This window comes from Sulfurovum sp. (assembly GCF_049668085.1).
GTDB lineage: Bacteria > Campylobacterota > Campylobacteria > Campylobacterales > Sulfurovaceae > Sulfurovum.
The window spans coordinates 1-16,879 of sequence record NZ_JBATIY010000030.1 but is presented as its reverse complement, the minus strand read 5'-3'; the positions used below and the strand labels follow the sequence as shown (position 1 = coordinate 16,879).

At 37.5% G+C, this 16,879-nt stretch carries 13 protein-coding genes and 1 riboswitch; of the genes, 7 read left to right on the top strand and 6 right to left on the bottom strand.

Annotated features, from left to right (window positions below; translation table 11 throughout):
- On the top strand, window positions 1–528 hold a 528-nt coding region (gene bamD / locus WBM70_RS02280), incomplete at its 5' end, for an outer membrane protein assembly factor BamD (protein ID WP_424556897.1).
- Window positions 529–631: 103 nt separating this feature from the next.
- Complete coding sequence (lon, locus tag WBM70_RS02275) at window positions 632–3,052, top strand: endopeptidase La (protein WP_424556896.1); 2,421 nt, start codon at window positions 632–634, stop codon at window positions 3,050–3,052.
- 63 nt (window positions 3,053–3,115) lie between these two features.
- Here the strand turns inward: lon and WBM70_RS02270 are convergent, their stop codons facing one another.
- From WBM70_RS02270 to WBM70_RS02245, 6 genes are all read right to left on the bottom strand, one after another.
- Window positions 3,116–3,484 carry a response regulator gene (locus WBM70_RS02270; protein WP_424556895.1) on the bottom strand — a complete coding sequence of 123 codons (369 nt, stop codon included), beginning with the start codon at window positions 3,482–3,484 and terminating at the stop codon, window positions 3,116–3,118.
- Between the two features lie 5 nt (window positions 3,485–3,489).
- Window positions 3,490–6,717: an ATP-binding protein gene (locus tag WBM70_RS02265; protein WP_424556894.1), complete on the bottom strand. Its 3,228-nt coding sequence runs from the start codon at window positions 6,715–6,717 to the stop codon at window positions 3,490–3,492.
- A 12-nt stretch (window positions 6,718–6,729) separates the two neighbouring features.
- The gene (locus WBM70_RS02260; RefSeq protein WP_424556893.1) at window positions 6,730–7,974 is read right to left on the bottom strand and encodes a hypothetical protein; all 1,245 of its coding nucleotides are present in this window, start codon (window positions 7,972–7,974) and stop codon (window positions 6,730–6,732) included.
- Between the two features lie 18 nt (window positions 7,975–7,992).
- On the bottom strand, window positions 7,993–8,406 hold the full coding sequence (locus WBM70_RS02255) for a PAS domain-containing protein (protein ID WP_424556892.1): 414 nt from the start codon (window positions 8,404–8,406) through the stop codon (window positions 7,993–7,995).
- A 78-nt stretch (window positions 8,407–8,484) separates the two neighbouring features.
- Window positions 8,485–8,559, bottom strand: a riboswitch (cyclic di-GMP riboswitch).
- A gap of 147 nt (window positions 8,560–8,706) precedes the next feature.
- On the bottom strand, window positions 8,707–10,497 hold the full coding sequence (gene uvrC / locus WBM70_RS02250) for an excinuclease ABC subunit UvrC (protein WP_424556891.1): 1,791 nt from the start codon (window positions 10,495–10,497) through the stop codon (window positions 8,707–8,709).
- A complete protein-coding gene (locus tag WBM70_RS02245; protein WP_424556890.1) occupies window positions 10,485–10,928 on the bottom strand; it encodes a hypothetical protein in 444 nt (147 codons plus the stop codon). Before WBM70_RS02245 ends, uvrC begins: the two co-directional genes overlap by 13 nt.
- 119 nt (window positions 10,929–11,047) lie before the next feature.
- Between WBM70_RS02245 and nadB the strand changes: the two genes are divergently transcribed.
- The 5 genes from nadB to WBM70_RS02220 all read left to right on the top strand — a co-directional run bounded on the left by nadB (window position 11,048) and on the right by WBM70_RS02220 (window position 16,824).
- The gene (gene nadB, locus WBM70_RS02240; RefSeq protein ID WP_424556889.1) at window positions 11,048–12,499 is read left to right on the top strand and encodes an L-aspartate oxidase; all 1,452 of its coding nucleotides are present in this window, start codon (window positions 11,048–11,050) and stop codon (window positions 12,497–12,499) included.
- A gap of 50 nt (window positions 12,500–12,549) precedes the next feature.
- Entirely contained in the window at window positions 12,550–13,896 is a 1,347-nt protein-coding gene (nhaD, locus tag WBM70_RS02235; RefSeq protein ID WP_424556888.1) for a sodium:proton antiporter NhaD, read from the top strand.
- 120 nt (window positions 13,897–14,016) lie between these two features.
- Window positions 14,017–15,555 carry a glutamine-hydrolyzing GMP synthase gene (gene guaA / locus WBM70_RS02230; protein ID WP_424556887.1) on the top strand — a complete coding sequence of 513 codons (1,539 nt, stop codon included), beginning with the start codon at window positions 14,017–14,019 and terminating at the stop codon, window positions 15,553–15,555.
- A 64-nt stretch (window positions 15,556–15,619) separates the two neighbouring features.
- Entirely contained in the window at window positions 15,620–15,844 is a 225-nt protein-coding gene (locus WBM70_RS02225; protein ID WP_424556886.1) for a hypothetical protein, read from the top strand.
- 68 nt (window positions 15,845–15,912) lie between these two features.
- Window positions 15,913–16,824: a hypothetical protein gene (locus WBM70_RS02220; RefSeq protein ID WP_424556885.1), complete on the top strand. Its 912-nt coding sequence runs from the start codon at window positions 15,913–15,915 to the stop codon at window positions 16,822–16,824.
- Window positions 16,825–16,879: the final 55 nt, after the last annotated feature.

Genomic DNA, 16,879 nt, shown 5'->3' with positions numbered 1-16,879 from the left:
GCTAACAGTATCAGCAATGGTAATTTAGATAAGGCAGATTCGTATTTTATCTCTCTTAAGAGTGAGCATATCCGTTCACCGCTTATGCCGACCTCTTTGATGATGCTTGCACATGCACATATGAATGAGGAAGAGTATTTGCTCGCTAACTACTATTTGGATGAGTATAATAAACGTTTTGGAGAGTATGGAAGTCGAGAATATACAGACTTTATGAAATTAAAAGCATCATTTTTGGGTGTTAAAGATGTCTATAAGGACCAAAAACTGATCATGGACAGTATCTCAACTGCTAAAGTATACATTAACCGTTATCCTGGATCCCCTTATGCAGCGCTTGTTAACACCATGCTGATAAGATTGCACATGAGTCAATATCTTCTCAATGAAAATATCGCAGCACTTTATGACCGTACAGGAAAGTCTGATGCAGCGAAGATCTATAGAGATAAAAACAAAGGTTCTGTGGTTGAAATGGCTGATATTACTCCGCCTGAAAAAGGCATAGTAGGGTATATTTTCGACTAATTTTTAGCTGCATTAGTGTTATAGAAGCATTAATTTAAGGGCGTATATGCGCCCACCCAATAAACAATAAAACAAAATTAAATATTTTTAAAGGAGCCACATTATGCAACTTAGCGATTATGATGCATTTCCCACTACCTTACCTATAGTGGTTGAGGATGAACTTTTTCTCTACCCATTTATGATAAGCCCGATCTTTCTTACAGATCAAAAAGATATAGACGCTGCAACAGATGCAATGGAAAACAACTCTTTACTTTTTGTCACTTCATCTATGCCTGGAAAAGAGGGAACACATGATTTTGATGCCATGTATAAAGTAGGGGTTGTTGGTTCAATCATGCGAAAAGTACATATACCAGACGGTAGAGTCAAGATACTTTTTCAAGGACTTTCACGTGGAGAGATCATTGAACCACAAGAGGGTACGTTTAACCGTGCCATTATAGACATCGTTACGTTAGAGAGTTACAATAAACTCAAAGCAGATGCTTTAATGGACATACTGAGAGACAAAGTAAAGAAACTTTCTGCTTTAAACAGTCAAATACCTGCAGATCTTGTACGTACCATAGAAGAGAATGATGAACCAAACCGTATAGCTGATCTGGTCTCTTCAATGTTGAAACTTGATAAAGACGTGGCGTATGTACTCTATGTAGAACTCAACATAGAAAAACGTTTATTAGGTCTCATAGATATCGTTACTTCTGAAATAGAGTCGGCAAAAGTACAACGTGATATACGTACAAAGGTACATACCAAGATAGAACAGACCAATAAAGAGTATTTCCTTAAAGAACAACTCAAAGAGATCCAGCAAGAGCTGGGTATGGATACGCAAAGAGAAGAGGAGATAGCCAATTTTAGAGAAAAAGTGGCTGCACTCAAACCGCATATGCACGAAGATGCCTTCAAGGAGATCAGTAAACAGTTAGACCGTTTTGCCCGTATGCATCCTGATTCTGCAGATGCCAATGTGTTGCAGAGTTATTTGGAGTGGGTACTTGAACTTCCTTTTGGAAAGTTAACGAAGAAAAATTTGAGTGTGAAAGATGTCTCTCTTGAACTTGATAAAGATCACTACTCACTTGAAAAACCCAAAGAACGCATCGTTGAGTTCTTTTCTGTACGTGAATTAGCAGAGCTTAGAGGTATCAAACAAAAAGTGACAGGAGGGGTTATACTCTGTTTTGCAGGACCTCCAGGTGTCGGAAAAACTTCACTTGCCAACTCCATTGCTACTGCATTGGGAAGACCACTTGTGCGTATGGCACTGGGTGGACTTGAAGATGTAAATGAACTTAGAGGACATCGAAGAACGTATGTAGGCGCCATGCCTGGACGTTTGGTTCAAGGACTTATTGAAGCCAAAAGTATGGACCCTGTCATAGTACTGGATGAGATAGACAAAGTAGGACGCAGTATGAGAGGTGATCCTACAGCAGCACTGCTTGAGATTCTTGATCCTGAACAAAACAGTAAGTATAGAGATTATTATCTCAATTTTAATATTGACCTTAGTAAGGCTATTTTTATCGCGACAGCAAATGATGTCGGACGTATACCTGCTCCTCTTCGAGACAGAATGGAATTCATTGGGTTGAACTCTTATACACCAAAAGAGAAGTTTGAGATTGCTAAGCGTTACCTCATACCTCAGGAACTTAAAAAGCATGCATTGAAGCGTAGAGAATTTACGATTACCGATAGAGCACTTAAGGCTTTGATAGATGAATATACTAGAGAAGCAGGTGTGCGTAATTTACGTCGTAGAATAGCTAGTTTGATGAGAAAAAGTGCCAGACAACTTTTGGAAGACAAAACAAAAAATGGGATAAGTATTTCAAAAAAGAACTTAGAGAAATTTACAGATAAAAAAGTTTTTGAAATTTCTTTAGTTGACAGTAAGCCACAAGTCGGGGTTGTCAGTGGATTGGCTTGGACAGCAGTCGGTGGTGATGTTCTCACGATAGAAGCGATCAAGATCAAAGGGAAGGGTGCCTTGCAGCTGACCGGTAGTCTTGGTGATGTGATGAAAGAATCTGTACGTATCGCTCACTCTGTAGTCAAGATACTTATAGACAATGGAGATCTTGCTATTTCACCTTCTATCATACCACACTCTGCAAAAGAGAGAGAAGAGCGTATTACGGTAGATCCAAGTGAGGTCTATAAGCGTTATGATCTTCATATTCACGTACCTGAAGGTGCTACACCTAAAGATGGTCCGAGTGCAGGTATAGCCATGGTGAGTGCTATCTCTTCTATCTTGAGCGGACAAAAGATAGACAATAAAGTGGCTATGACAGGTGAAGTAACACTGACAGGGAAAGTACTGCCTATAGGTGGACTTAAAGAGAAGCTCATCGCTGCATATAAAGCAGGTGTTAAAAAAGCATTGATCCCAATGAAAAACTATGAACGTGATCTAGATGATATACCGGATGAAGTAAAAAATAATGTAAATATTATAGGTGTTTCCCGTATTGAAGAAGTGTTGAAAGAAATATTTGTAAAATAAGGGGAAGTTTTTAGTGTGTTTGGCCAGCTTAAAAAAGCTAGCTCAAACATGTATGTGAAGAAATCAATCAGTCCACTGATCTATTTTTTCATATAGTGCGCCTTGCAAAACAGGTTTACGCAAGAAGTCATTTGCACCATTATCGTATACCTCTGTCTTACGAGTGTCATCTGTAGACAGTACGATCACAGGTACATGTGCATTTGACATATCAGATCTGAAGATCTTCAAAAACTCTATTCCATCTACAACTGGCATCATAATATCTAAGAGTATTAGATTGATACTAGGATCTTTTTTCATTTTATCTAATGCGTCAGAACCATTCTCTGCTTCTACAACTTCTGCTACCTTCGGATTCTTTTTCAAAAGAGTCTGTATGAGTTTTCTGTTGATGAAGTCATCATCTACCACGAGTACTTTTAATGCCATATTTATTATCCTCTATACTTAGTAATTATATTTTCTGTTTCTTCTTTAGACGCTGTACTTGAGATGGTTTCACCTTTTTGTATCGCAATCTCTAGAGGATTGTTTGAATCACTTGACGTGATTATAGCTATATTTTGATTAGAGTCACTAATACGATCTGTAATCAAATCGACATCAGCAAAGAGTATGTCATAGTTACCAGATGCCAATGTATTTTCTAGCATACTCATGTCATCTAAAGCATCATACTCATGACCAAGGTTCTCCAATACTTTTGCAAAAACTCTACGTGCTAGTAAAAATTTCTTAGCAACTAAGATCCTCTTGGCTTGTGGAGTCTCAGTAAGATCTACTGTAGGCTCTTCTATATTTAGTGCTAGTGGTTCGTCATCCATATAATTCACAGGAGTGACAACCTCTTCAGGCTCTTGAACAATTTTTTCTTCAACAACAGGTTCTTTTGCTTTAGCAGGTGCTTTAGTATGACTGCTTGCTTTATCTGACAAGAACTTATTAAGTACGTAGAGTAACTCTGTGGTTTCAATCGGTTTAGTGATGTACTCATCCATACCTTCACTCAAGAATCTCTCTCTATCACCCTTAAGTGCATTTGCTGTTAATGCTACGATAGGGATATGTGGCAACTCTTCATCCTCTTCGTAGTCAAGGATCTCATGAGTCGCTTCAATACCATCCATAACCGGCATTTGAATATCCATAAAGAGTAGATCATAGTTTCCACTTCTACGTTTTTCAAATGATTCAAGACCATTATTCGCGATATCAACAGTGATACCATGCTCCTCAAGTATACGTTTAATAAGTTTTTGGTTAATGATATTATCTTCAGTAACCAATACTTTGGCGTCAAATTTAGTCTCTTGTGTTGCTACAGATTCTTCAATAAGTTGAGGTGTGACAGTTGCAGTATTGCTCAATACAGTTTTGAGTTTGCTCAGGGTGACTGGTTTAAAGATAACATTACTTTGATCAATACCAAGTTCTTCAATTTTATTACGGCTTGTGACATTTGCGATAACAATAAGTTTAGATTTATCCATATTTTGGATAGCATCTAACATATTCTGTCTTGCTTTGTCTATATCAACCCAGTAATTTTTACAAGTATCATTATAATCAAGCTCTTTGAGCTCTCCTATAGATTCAAAATGTTTTACTGTTGGACCAAAGTATTCAAAGTATTTTTCTAGATAGTTGTCTAGCTTTGTTGGAATATCCTGCTCATATTTACCGATAGTAAGATCAGTAAATGCATGGGCATAATTTACTTCTGTTGATGTAACTTCTTCTAATGGTAATGAGAAGAAGAATGATGTACCATGATCCTTAGCACTTTCAAGTTCAAGTTTTCCACCCATAAGTTCAACGAACTGACTAGAAATAGTAAGACCAAGACCTGTACCACCATACTTTCTTGTAACCGATACATCAGCTTGTGAGAAGGCATCAAAAATACGAGATTGTTGATCTTTAGTCATACCGATACCATTATCTTTTACTGTAAACTGGACTCTATTTTCACCATTAGCATCAGTAACTTTTAGTATCTCAAGGTTGATCTCTCCACCGTAACTAGTAAATTTAACAGCATTTGAGAGAAGGTTAATAACGATCTCTTTGATCTTCGTAGGATCACCCTTGAGTTTTGCAGAGATCGTTGGATCCATATAGTAGTTCATATCAATATTTTTCTCTGTTGCAGCTACTGCATAGGTTTCCACTGCACTTTCAAACTCTTCAGCTGCATCAAATACGATATTCTCAATCTCAATTTTATTACTTTCAATTTTTGAAAGGTCAAGAATGTTGTTGATAATGCTAAGAAGGTTTTCAGAACTCTTATCAATAATAGAAAGGAATTCTTCTTGCTCTTCAGAAAGATCTGTACTACGTAAGATTTCCGTAAATCCAACGATACCGTTCAGCGGTGTACGAATTTCATGTGACATATTTGCAAGGAAAAGAGATTTCGCTTCATTGGCCTGAAGCGCAATAAGTTTATCATCTTTTGCTGTTTCAACAAGTTCCTCAAGGAATTTATAGGCTTCTTTTGTACCTTCATGTGTATCAAGGTCAATATTTTCAATGGCATGTGCATCAGATGCAAAATATTCATCACTGGCTTTCATTTCCTCAACAGCTTTGTTAAGTACGTCTTCAAGCTCTTTAATGTTTCGTGTAATATCTCTTGCCGTTGTGTATCCTAGATAAGCCAAAATAAAACTTAGCAACCAGATAGCTGCCGCAATACCAAGAAGTAAAAGTTGCTTTTGAAGATAGATATCACTCATTTTCCATAAAGCATTTGAAACCACAAGTTCTGCTTTTGAAAGCAATGCGACCTTTTGTGTTTGAAGTGCAAACCAGTCCATAACATCTTCAGCATAGTCACCATTATCGATATCTGTTTGAATCGCAGATGATGTCAAACCAAGTTCATTCATGGTCTCTTTTGCCTGATCATTGAAGAGTACTTTTTCAAGTTGTTCACGTAAGACCGGATTGGTTACTTGTTTAATATCAAAAATATTTGCTTTTGTTTTAAACTCATCCCATAAAGCAATTTCATCAAATGCCATAGAAGATCTTTTAGCCATGTAGTATGAGATAAATCCTCTTTCCAATCCTGCATTCTCTTTAGCAGTATAAAGCTGTATCAGTGTCGAAATGATCGATGACATTTCTGTATCAAGTGAATAGTTCTTTACTGTTAAAAGTTTGTCAAGTACAGGTGTAGATAGTCTGGCTGCATAGTCTGTAAAATAGATATCTTTAAAGTTTACATCTTCTGTATCTATTCTTGCTCTTGATTCCGAAAGTTTACCTATATTTGCTAAAAGCTTTTTATAAGGGTCAAAGGCTTCCGTTTTTTGCTCACCTAAAAGTTCAAGTAAGGCAGGAAGGTATGCTGTATTTTCAGTAATGATCTCATATTTGGCATCTTCGAAAGCTTCATCTAAAGCTTCTCGTTGTTTTTTGAGGGGTTCGGCAAACGCTTTTTTATCACTTCCCAGGTATAAAGCAGTCAATCCACTTTCTTTACCTATATTGATAAATGCTTTATCCAAAGCGGCATTGTTGATCAATGTCGTTTTAAGTGCATTTGCTTTCTCAAAGTTCAGGTATGTAGTTATAAAGAAATAACTTGATAGTAGAATGAGTAGGGTAATTGGTACGAGTCCAATAAGTTTAAGTCTATTACGAATAGTCATAGTTTATTCCTTTTATTTTGCTAGTGCATTTATTTGAATTTCGAAAGACAAAAAGTGTCCCCAGTAATCTTTGATAAGATGTTCAAGATCATTACTGTCTTCACAGAATTGTATTTTATAAAGTGTATCTGACAGTTCCTTGATACGAAGGTTACTAGATGCACCTTTCAGTAAATGTCCTATCTTTTGAATCGCGTCCAAGTTACCTTCTTCATAGGCTTTTAACATATTTTTTGTCTCTATATGCCCTTGTTCGATAAAGTCATGAACAAACTCTTCGATAAGTTCTACAGGTAACGATAGATCATTCGCAGCTTCTTCAAGTTGAAAGTCAAAATGAATAGGTTTTACATCGTCAAGACTGATAGTACCAAAACTGTTTTCATTGACTACCGGAGTAGGTTCTTCTTTTACTTCTTGTTGTATATCAGAGAGGTCTATTTCCTTTTCTTCTTGTATATTCTGAGCTGATGTTGTTAATCTAGAGAGTGCAGCGTAAAATGATTCTACTGTTTCTTTCTTCTCATCGGTAGCCATTCTTTTTATGATGTCTCCCACTACAGGAAGTTGTAGTACGTCACTAAGATGAGACAGTGTGGCAACAGCATTTGAACGTTTATCCTTATCAGTACTTTGGAGGTCCTGTTCTAGCCCTAATGCGGTATCGATATATTCATCAAGGAACGTATCGTAGTCTTCATGAGAAACACCGATCTGTTGACTGATCCTCTCTATGTCTATCAGAATTTCGGTATTGTCATCAGTGACAGCTTCTGTCTTTTCTTCAGATAGTCCTAGATCAAATGTCTCTGCATCTTCAGATAAGAGATTGAGAGAATCTTCAATTTTCTCTATGTTCTCTTCGGCTTTCTCTTCCAGTACAAGATCAAATAATTCGCTCTCATCTTCGACAGTTTCAAGTTCTTTAACTGTATCATCTGTGTCAGATCCATAAGAAATGAGATCTGAGTCTAAATCCAGAGTCGCGCTACTCTGCTCAGCCTCTTTTTCTTCTGCCTGTACAGTTACCAATGTAAGATGACCAAGCATACTTGACAGAGAGCTTTTAGATACAGGGAATGTTTTATCATTATTGTCAGTTGTGATGATTAGATCTGTTTCAGATGCAAAATCAAACTTTATATCGCCTAATGCAATTTTTAAAGACAGTTCATCTATATGAGATAAACCACATAATTCTAACAAATTATCATCAGCAGCAATAATTTGATTTGTTTCATTTAGTATGTAGTACATTTTATCAACAACTCCTCTTTAGTTACTTTCTTTTTCTATCAAATCCCTATAAATAGGAATACTCTCTGCAACTTCTGTCTCAGATGCGGGTCTTCTTGCAGCCGTATAACCAGTGATCTCTCCATCGACAATAATAGGAGAAATATGTGAATATACCCAATAATATCTACCATCTTTTCTTAAGTTCTTCACAATACCCGTCCACTCTTTCCCACTCTGTATCGTGTCCCAAACTTCTTGACATGCCGCTTTTGGCATATCTGGATGTCTGACAATATTATGGTTCTTGCCTTGTAGCTCATCTTTCGTATATCCTGCTATCTCGCAGAATTTTCTGTTTGCATAGGTAATGATACCTTTTAAATCAGTTGAACTAACGATCAAGCCTTTTTCAAAGATATACTCTTCATCAATTGGATCAGGTCTCTTCATAGTATTCTTTTCCCCTTTTCATAGTATGTCAAAATTAAGAAGTGTAGTCCCAGTAAACTCAAAGTTAGAAAGTTTACTGCCTGCAACCTGGCAATCTTCTAGAGACCCACGGTTTTCTGTCCTCACTTCACAATGAGTTTAGCTTTTTAACTTAGAGTTATGAATAACATAATATCGACTAGAACATTCAAGTCAACAGATATTATAAACATAGCACTACTACTAAAACTCTATAACAATTAAACTAAAAATAGAATGAATATGAGAATCTTTTAGTAAAAAATATTAAATTATGTAGGATTATGGATTATAATTTTTAATAATGTTTGAAATTTTCTTATTTGTAACTTTCTCAATTTCTTCTTGTGATGCATTTTCTATAGCCTCAAATGTTCCAAAATAATCAATTAATTTTTTAACAGTTGCTTTACCAATACCTTTTTTATTGAGCAGTGAGATTTGTGTATCTTCTTTACGTTTTTTGTTTTGATGGTAAGCAATGGCATAACGATGAGCTTCATCTCTTTGTCGTTGAATCCAGTGAAGACGTTTGTCATTTGATTTGAGTTCAAACAATCCATGAGATGTATAGATCATGTCTTTGGCTGCCCCTTTTGCACGATATGCTTTAGCATCAAGTTTTTCCTTTGCTATGGCGATCACGTCTAGATTTACATTGGCAGCTTTTAAAAGTGTTTTTGCAAGGTTTAGATTGGCTTGTCCCCCATCAAGTATCCATAGGTCAGGAGCAGGTTCTTCTTTGAAATTTTCAATACGTCTAGAGAGCATCTCTTTCATCTGTCCATATTCATCCCGTTCATGTAAAGTGTATCGTCTGTAAGTATTTTTGTCCCAGTCGTTCTCATCCCAAACAACCATACCCCCTACCGTAGCGGCACCCATAAGGTGTGAGTTGTCAAATGTTTCTATACGGTATGGAATGACCGAAAGGTCAAATAGATCTGCTATTTTTTGTTCCATAACTGTATCATTTTGTGTTTTACGCAACAGCTCTTCACAGTTTTGCATTGCCAACGAGATCAGTTTGGCTTTAGGTCCACGCTGTGGCGTGAGTATTTCTATTTTTCTGCCAAAACGGTCTGAAAGCGTTGTGGCTACTTGCTTGGAGTCTTCAAACGTATGGGCTGTGAGAATTTGTTTACTTATATTGGGACTGTCAATGGTATAAAATTCCAGCAAGGCTTGTTTATATGCTTCATTTTCATCAAAGATATGGGTATGTCTGAAGTATGAGTAGGCTGAAGAGATGATCTTTCCGTCACGCATGAAAAGTTTGACTATAACACCTTTTTCATCTCCATTTTGTATGGCAAAAATATCAAGATTGAGAGCATTGGCTAAATCTATATTCGATGAGATGGTTAGTGAAGAGATTGCCCCTATATTATCTCGGATAGAAGCGGCCTCTTCATAGCGTTCCTGCATGGCCAGGTCTGTCATTCTCTCTTCAAGGGTAGAGATAAGGTTTTTACGTTTAACTATAGATGTTTTGGCTTGAATAACTATCTCTTCATAGGCTTCAGGTGTCACTTTTGATTCACAGGGAGCAAGACATTTTTTGATCTGGTAGAAGAGACAGGCTTTCCCTTCTCTTAGACAAGACTTTTTTTGTACAAGTGGATAGACTTCATAGAGTGCATCGAGCAGGGCTTTCCCTCCAGTGGGGAAAGGACCATAATAGGTGATGTGCTTCCCTTTGATGACTTTACGAGTGATTTCGAACCTTGGGTATGCTGCAGACTCATCAATATAGATATAGGGGTATGTTTTGTCATCACGAAGTAAAATATTGTACTTAGGTTTAAGTTGTTTGATAAGAGAGTTTTCCAGGATAAGAGCATCTTCTTCTGTTTCGACAACGATGTACTCTAGGGATATGGCTTCATATAACATTTTGATGATACGTGAACTTTGTGTTTCATTGGGTTTAAATTCAGGATTAAAACGCCAGTAGCTTTTGACTCTGTTCTTAAGGTTTTTGGCTTTTCCTACATAAAGTAGTTTTCCATTTGAATCAAAATATTGGTACACACCTGCACAGGAGGGTAGGTTTTGAATTACTGCTTGCATGTAACAATGCTTTTGATACGTTCAAATTTTTCTTTGAGTTCTTCGTCAGAAGGTGTATCAAAATTTCCTTCAGCACGTTCATGATAATGGGGCACACTCTCGTAAGAAGCTTTTTCTTGAGGCATAGCATGATATTTACTGTGAAATACCACAACTTTTTCTGCTTGCATCGTCTTGCACGTTTGATCGTGTCTGTTCAGCTGAGTTAATAGGCTTTTTAATAAATCTCTATTATAATTAAGCTCCATTTTAAAGCCAGGATGTGTGACCGCTATGAAGAGTGTCTCATCTTTGATGTATACAAAGGCAACAGCTTTTTGCCATTTGGAACTTAGAAGATTGATATATTTTTGGTAACACTCCTGCCGTTTTAATGATTTAAAGTGAGGTTGAGAAGATAAATGAGACAAAATCATACTGGCGTTTTTCATAAAGCGATTATAACATCACTTTGCTGTATCATCTTGACAGGATGTGGGTATAAAACAAATCCTGTTTATGTAGAAGATACCGTAGAGAACAACTCAAGCCTTAAGACAGAAGGTTAAATATGCAGAAGTATGATGTACTTATCATAGGTGCGGGTATTGCAGGGTTATATGCTGCGATGCAACTTCCTGCTAGCAAAAAAGTGTTAGTCGTGTGTAAAGATATCCCATGGGAGTGTAATACTTTTTATGCCCAAGGAGGTATGACGACAGCTTTGGATGAAGCTGATATTCCTCTGCATGTTGAAGATACTATGGCAGCAGGTTCCTATCATAATAATAAAGAAGCTGTGGAGATACTCTCACGTACTTCACTGGAAACGACTCCTGATATCATTCAAAAAGGTATGGAATTTGATAGAGGTGAAGAGGGGAATCTTCTGTATACCAAGGAGGCAGCACATTCGGTGGAGCGTATTATCCATGCTGGTGGTGATGCTACGGGACGTTATATGCATTACTTTATGATGGTGCAAAATAAACACCAGCTTCAAAAGAATACATTGGTCTATGATCTGCTTATAGAAGATGGCAGATGTTTTGGGGTAAAAGCAACGGTGAATTATGAACCCACAACCATCTATGCAGATGATGTGATCATTGCATCTGGAGGTATAGGCTCACTCTATGCGTACAATACAAACTCTCGTACTGTCAGTGCAGATATCCATGGTATCTGCGTAGAGAAGGGTATAGAACTTGCAGATATGGAATTTATGCAGTTCCATCCCACTGTATTTGTAGATACACCTTTTGCAAGAAAACTTTTGTTAACAGAGGCACTCAGAGGTGAGGGTGCACATGTGGTGGATGAAGATGGAAGACGTTTTTTATTTGACTATGATGAAAGAGGGGAACTGGCAAGCCGGGATATCGTGGCTCGTGGTATTTTCAATCATAAACGAAAAACGGGACAAAAAGCTTATCTTGATTTTTCTATGTTCGAAGAGAAATGGTTTGAACATCGTTTCCCTAATATTACACACACTTTCGGTGCGCTTGGTTATAAGTTTCCTCAAGACAAAATATCTATCTCTCCGGCATTTCATTATGCCAATGGAGGTATAAAAAGTGATACAAATGGTTGCATTGAAGGCATAGAGGGGCTTTATGTTATAGGAGAAGCAGCTAGAACCGGCGTACACGGAGCGAACCGTCTTGCCTCAAATTCACTATTAGAGGGAGTGGTGTTTGCTAAGCGTGCTGTGGAGCATTTACTTTCTAAAGAACATAAAGCTATTAAAACACCTAAATTTGAGAAAGATTACGGTAATATTCTGCACAAAGAAAATGATAAAATCTATAAACAAAAACTACGTCAAGTGATGTGGGATGATATAGGTATTATCAGGACGACAAAAGGCTTGCATGAAGCGAAAAATCTCATTTATGATATGAAAAATAAAGAGATAGGCCGATTGCTTAAACTTAGACTAAATACTGCTTCTGCCATTGTAGATGCAGCACTTGCAAGAAAAGAATCTTTAGGCTCGCACTATATGGAATCTATCTAAATTAAATGCATAGAGAAATATGGCACACTAAAGAATTAGGAGAACAATTGATGACAACAGAGATTTTGCACACAGATTTGACAACAACATGGGTGGGGATCGCTTCACTTGTGATATTCGTCGTAGGATATTATTTTATTGCAGCGGAAGATAAATACCATATAAACAAAGCAAAACCGGCACTTTTTGCAGGAACACTTATCTTTATATTAATTGGTGTGTATTATGCCATGAATGGTTTAGACGGTAAACATTTACACCATGAAATAGAGATACTTATTTTTGAGATCGCAGGGATATTCTTCTTCCTCTTTGTTGCTATGACGTACATCGAGGCGATGATCGACAGAAATGTATTTTCTGCGTTACGTTACAATCTTGTTTCAAAAGGGTATGATTATAAAAAACTGTTCTGGATCACGGGAATTTTAGCTTTCTTCATCTCTCCTATTGCAGATAACCTTACTACCGCATTGATCCTGTCTACAGTCTTGATCACGATCGATAAAACCAATAAAGCGTTTATCGTCCCTTCGGCGGTGAATATTGTTGTTGCAGCGAATGCCGGTGGTGCCTGGTCTCCATTTGGTGATATTACGACGCTAATGGTATGGGTTGACGGTAAAGGTGCATTTGTTGATTTCCTTTATCTTTTCCCGGCATCTATCCTGGGATGGTATGTGACTGCATTCCTTTTGAGCCGTTTTATACCAGAGGGAACACCTCCATTTGCAACTGAAGAGAAAAAGGTGACAATAGCTCCAGGCGGTAAGGCTATCATGGGACTTTTTGCCTTCACTATTGCATCAGCGGTTCTTTCACACCAAGTACTTCATTTGCCTGCAATGTGGGGAATGATGTTCGGTTTGGCTGTTTTAAAACTCTATATCTATAGAATGAGCAGAGAAGTAAGATATGACAGTGACGGTATCGAGTGCCCTACAGTAAATGTCTTCTCATTTATTGCTAAAATTGAAAATGATACACTTCTTTTCTTCTTTGGTATTTTGGCTGCAGTCGGTGGACTTCACTTTTTAGGTTTCTTGGAATACTTTACTGCACTCTATACACAGTTTGGTGCTACTACGGTGAACATTGGAGTAGGATTCCTTTCTGCTATCGTAGATAACGTTCCAGTAATGTCGGCAGTACTTAAATCAAGCCCAGATATGGGAATAGATGCTCATGCACAGTGGATGCTTGTAACACTTACAGCAGGTGTGGGTGGTTCACTCATCTCATTTGGTTCAGCAGCAGGTGTAGGTGTCATGGGTAAACTTCACGGAATCTATACATTTGGTGCACATATGAGACTTGCTTGGACTGTACTTATAGGTTACATTGTATCTGTTGCCATTTGGTATCTACAATTTCAGATTCTTGGGATCGGTGCGTAATTCACTATACCTAATTAGAGAGCTTTTTATTCCTTGAGCCTGTCTCAAGGAAATGAAAAGCATATTTTTATAGTTAAGTTTTTATGTAGAAGATTTAACCATAAAAATAGAAGGAACCCCATGAAACAAGTACCTATACTCGTATTGGATTTTGGCTCACAATACACACAACTTATCGCCAGAAAACTAAGAGAAAGTGGTGTCTATACAGAAGTAGTACCCTACCGTGAGAGTATTGAAGATATAAAAGCTAGAAAACCACAAGGTATTATTCTCTCAGGTGGTCCAGCATCTGTTTATGCTGAGGATGCTTATAAACCAGATGAAGGTGTGTGGGATCTTGGTTTGCCGATCTTGGGTATCTGTTATGGTATGCAGCTTATTACGCAACATTTTGGTGGTAGTGTCGTCGCAGCTGACCATCACGAGTACGGGAAAGCAAAACTCAAAATTGAAAATGATTCTACTATATTTAAAGGTATTTCTGATGACTCCATCGTATGGATGAGTCATGGAGATAGAGCCGAACAGATACCTGATGGTTTTGAAGTGGTGGGTACAAGTGAAAACTCTCCTTATGCGGCTATAGCAGATGATAATCGTAAAGTATATGCATTTCAGTTCCACCCTGAAGTACACCATTCAGTAGAGGGTACAGCGATGTTGAAAAACTTTGCGAAACATATCTGTGGTTGTGACAGTACATGGAACATGGGAAGCTTTGCCAAAGAGAAGATTGCTGCCATCAGAGCACAAGTGGGTGAGAAAAAAGTGCTTTGTGGTGTAAGTGGTGGAGTAGACTCTTCAGTAGTTGCGGCTATGCTCAACGAAGCATTACCAAAAGAGCAACTCATTTGTGTGTTTGTTGATCAGGGACTTCTTCGTAAAGATGAAGCTGAACAGGTACAAGCCATGTTTAAAATGCTAGATATCCCACTCATTACTGTAGATGCAAAAAAAGAGTTTATGGCTGCTCTTGAAGGTGTATCTGATCCTGAAACGAAACGTAAGGCGATTGGTGAAAAGTTCATCGAAGTCTTTGACATAGAAGCTAAAAAGCATACAGATGTTGCATTTTTGGCACAAGGAACTCTTTATACAGATGTCATTGAATCAGTTTCCGTAAAAGGGCCGTCTAAAACGATTAAATCTCACCATAACGTAGGTGGACTTCCAGATTGGATGACATTTGAATTGGTAGAACCACTGAGAGAAATCTTTAAAGATGAGGTAAGAAAACTAGGACTTGAACTTGGATTACCTAAAAATATGATAGGCAGACACCCATTCCCTGGACCTGGTCTTGCTATCAGAACTATGGGGGCTGTAACAGAAGATGGTCTACATCTTATCAGGGAGTCAGATGCCATTATGCAAGAAGAGCTTAAAGCTACAGGTTACTACGACAAAGTGTGGCAGGCATTTACTGTACTGCTTAATGTGCAGTCAGTAGGTGTGATGGGTGACAATCGTACCTATGACAACACAGTATGTATCCGTATGGTTGAATCAGTGGACGGTATGACGGCAACTTTTGCACATGTACCGCATGATGTACTTGAAGGTATGAGCAGAAGGATCATTAATGAGATCGACGGGATCAACAGAGTAGTTTATGATATAAGTTCTAAGCCTCCTGCAACGATCGAGTGGGAATAGTACGGTCATGTGTATTCCTTCTTATTACAAATATATTTTTTTATTCCTTGTAGTTGGAACCTTAGTGATACTTGCAGTCTTTTATGACAGACTTTTTTATTTTGTACCTATATTTATTTTTTCTATCATATGGAGTCGTATACGTTGCCCTAAGTGTGGAGAATCACTGCTGAAAGATAAAAATGGCTGGTATATATTTACCATGAGAACCACTTGTCGTCACTGTGGACAAGACACACTTTTATGTGAAGTGGAACCTGATGAAGTAACACAGTCTAGGTTGAAGTGATATTAAGCATAAGGTGATGACGTTTATTTGAGCTGCTTCTGCTATAATATTTTTTAAAGGAATCTCTTATGAAACAAACATTTCTCATCACACTATTTTCTTTTGCCATTACATCATTTGTAATTGCAAGCACTGATACAATTACGGATACAATTACAGATAAAATGGCTGTTGTAGGTAGCCCTGGTTTGTCGTCCGATCCCTGTGCTGCAATTGATGAAAAAGTTATGAGATTAGATAGATTTACTGAAGTAGTAAAGAACACCAGTGCTTTTCATTTAGAAGAAAAAGCGAACGCGATATCTACACCAGGGATCACAGTCAGTAATAATAGAAAACAAATGCTAAGAGATGCAGATAAGAAATATGCAGAATATACAGCAGAGAGTCAAAAATACGGTTGTGAAACTCCTATGACTACAAGCACTAGTCAAATAGCTGAGAAAATGGCAGTTACAAGTAAATCATCATTATCATCTGAGCCATCTCCTGTTAGAGAAAAAAAGCCTATAAAATCGGATGAAACTACGACCAAGGTAAGCAATACCACTGCGGTTCATGCAGAAAAGAAAGCTGCAGCAGTGCCTGTAGCAAAAACTACTGTAAGTGACAACAAGGAAGAAATGGCAGCAGTTGCAGAGAAAAAAGATGTAGAACCTTCACCAGTACGTCAAACATCTAATGTTGAAGCACCTATTACTGCGAGTACTACTCAAGTGGATGACAAAATAACGGCTTCAGATAACGCTACTTTCTCTTCTGAGAAATGTAATACTTTAGATGAAGAGCTGATAGAACTGTCTGTATTTACGACTATGGTAAAAAATACCAGTGCGTTCCATTTGGAAGAAAAGGCTAGAGCATTACCTTCACCGGGCTTTACAGTAAGTAACAATAAAAAGAAAATGTTAAGAGATATAGAGAAAAGATATTCAGAGCTCTTAAAAGAGCATAAAAAATATGGTTGTGAACCTCTTTAAAAGCAATAAGAAACATTATTCAATAAAGAGAGTATGACTATGACAAGTGAAAGTA

Excerpts from the sequence above, each read along its gene's own strand:
- WBM70_RS02270 (WP_424556895.1), bottom strand. The coding sequence starts at position 3,484 with ATGGCATTAAAAGTACTCGTGGTAGATGATGACTTCATCAACAGAAAA.
- nadB (WP_424556889.1), top strand. The coding sequence starts at position 11,048 with ATGCAGAAGTATGATGTACTTATCATAGGTGCGGGTATTGCAGGGTTA.
- WBM70_RS02265 (WP_424556894.1), bottom strand. The coding sequence starts at position 6,717 with ATGACTATTCGTAATAGACTTAAACTTATTGGACTCGTACCAATTACC.
- nhaD (WP_424556888.1), top strand. The coding sequence starts at position 12,550 with ATGACAACAGAGATTTTGCACACAGATTTGACAACAACATGGGTGGGG.
- lon (WP_424556896.1), top strand. The coding sequence starts at position 632 with ATGCAACTTAGCGATTATGATGCATTTCCCACTACCTTACCTATAGTG.
- uvrC (WP_424556891.1), bottom strand. The coding sequence starts at position 10,497 with ATGCAAGCAGTAATTCAAAACCTACCCTCCTGTGCAGGTGTGTACCAA.
- WBM70_RS02220 (WP_424556885.1), top strand. The coding sequence starts at position 15,913 with ATGAAACAAACATTTCTCATCACACTATTTTCTTTTGCCATTACATCA.
- WBM70_RS02255 (WP_424556892.1), bottom strand. The coding sequence starts at position 8,406 with ATGAAGAGACCTGATCCAATTGATGAAGAGTATATCTTTGAAAAAGGC.
- guaA (WP_424556887.1), top strand. The coding sequence starts at position 14,017 with ATGAAACAAGTACCTATACTCGTATTGGATTTTGGCTCACAATACACA.
- WBM70_RS02245 (WP_424556890.1), bottom strand. The coding sequence starts at position 10,928 with ATGAAAAACGCCAGTATGATTTTGTCTCATTTATCTTCTCAACCTCAC.
- WBM70_RS02260 (WP_424556893.1), bottom strand. The coding sequence starts at position 7,974 with ATGTACTACATACTAAATGAAACAAATCAAATTATTGCTGCTGATGAT.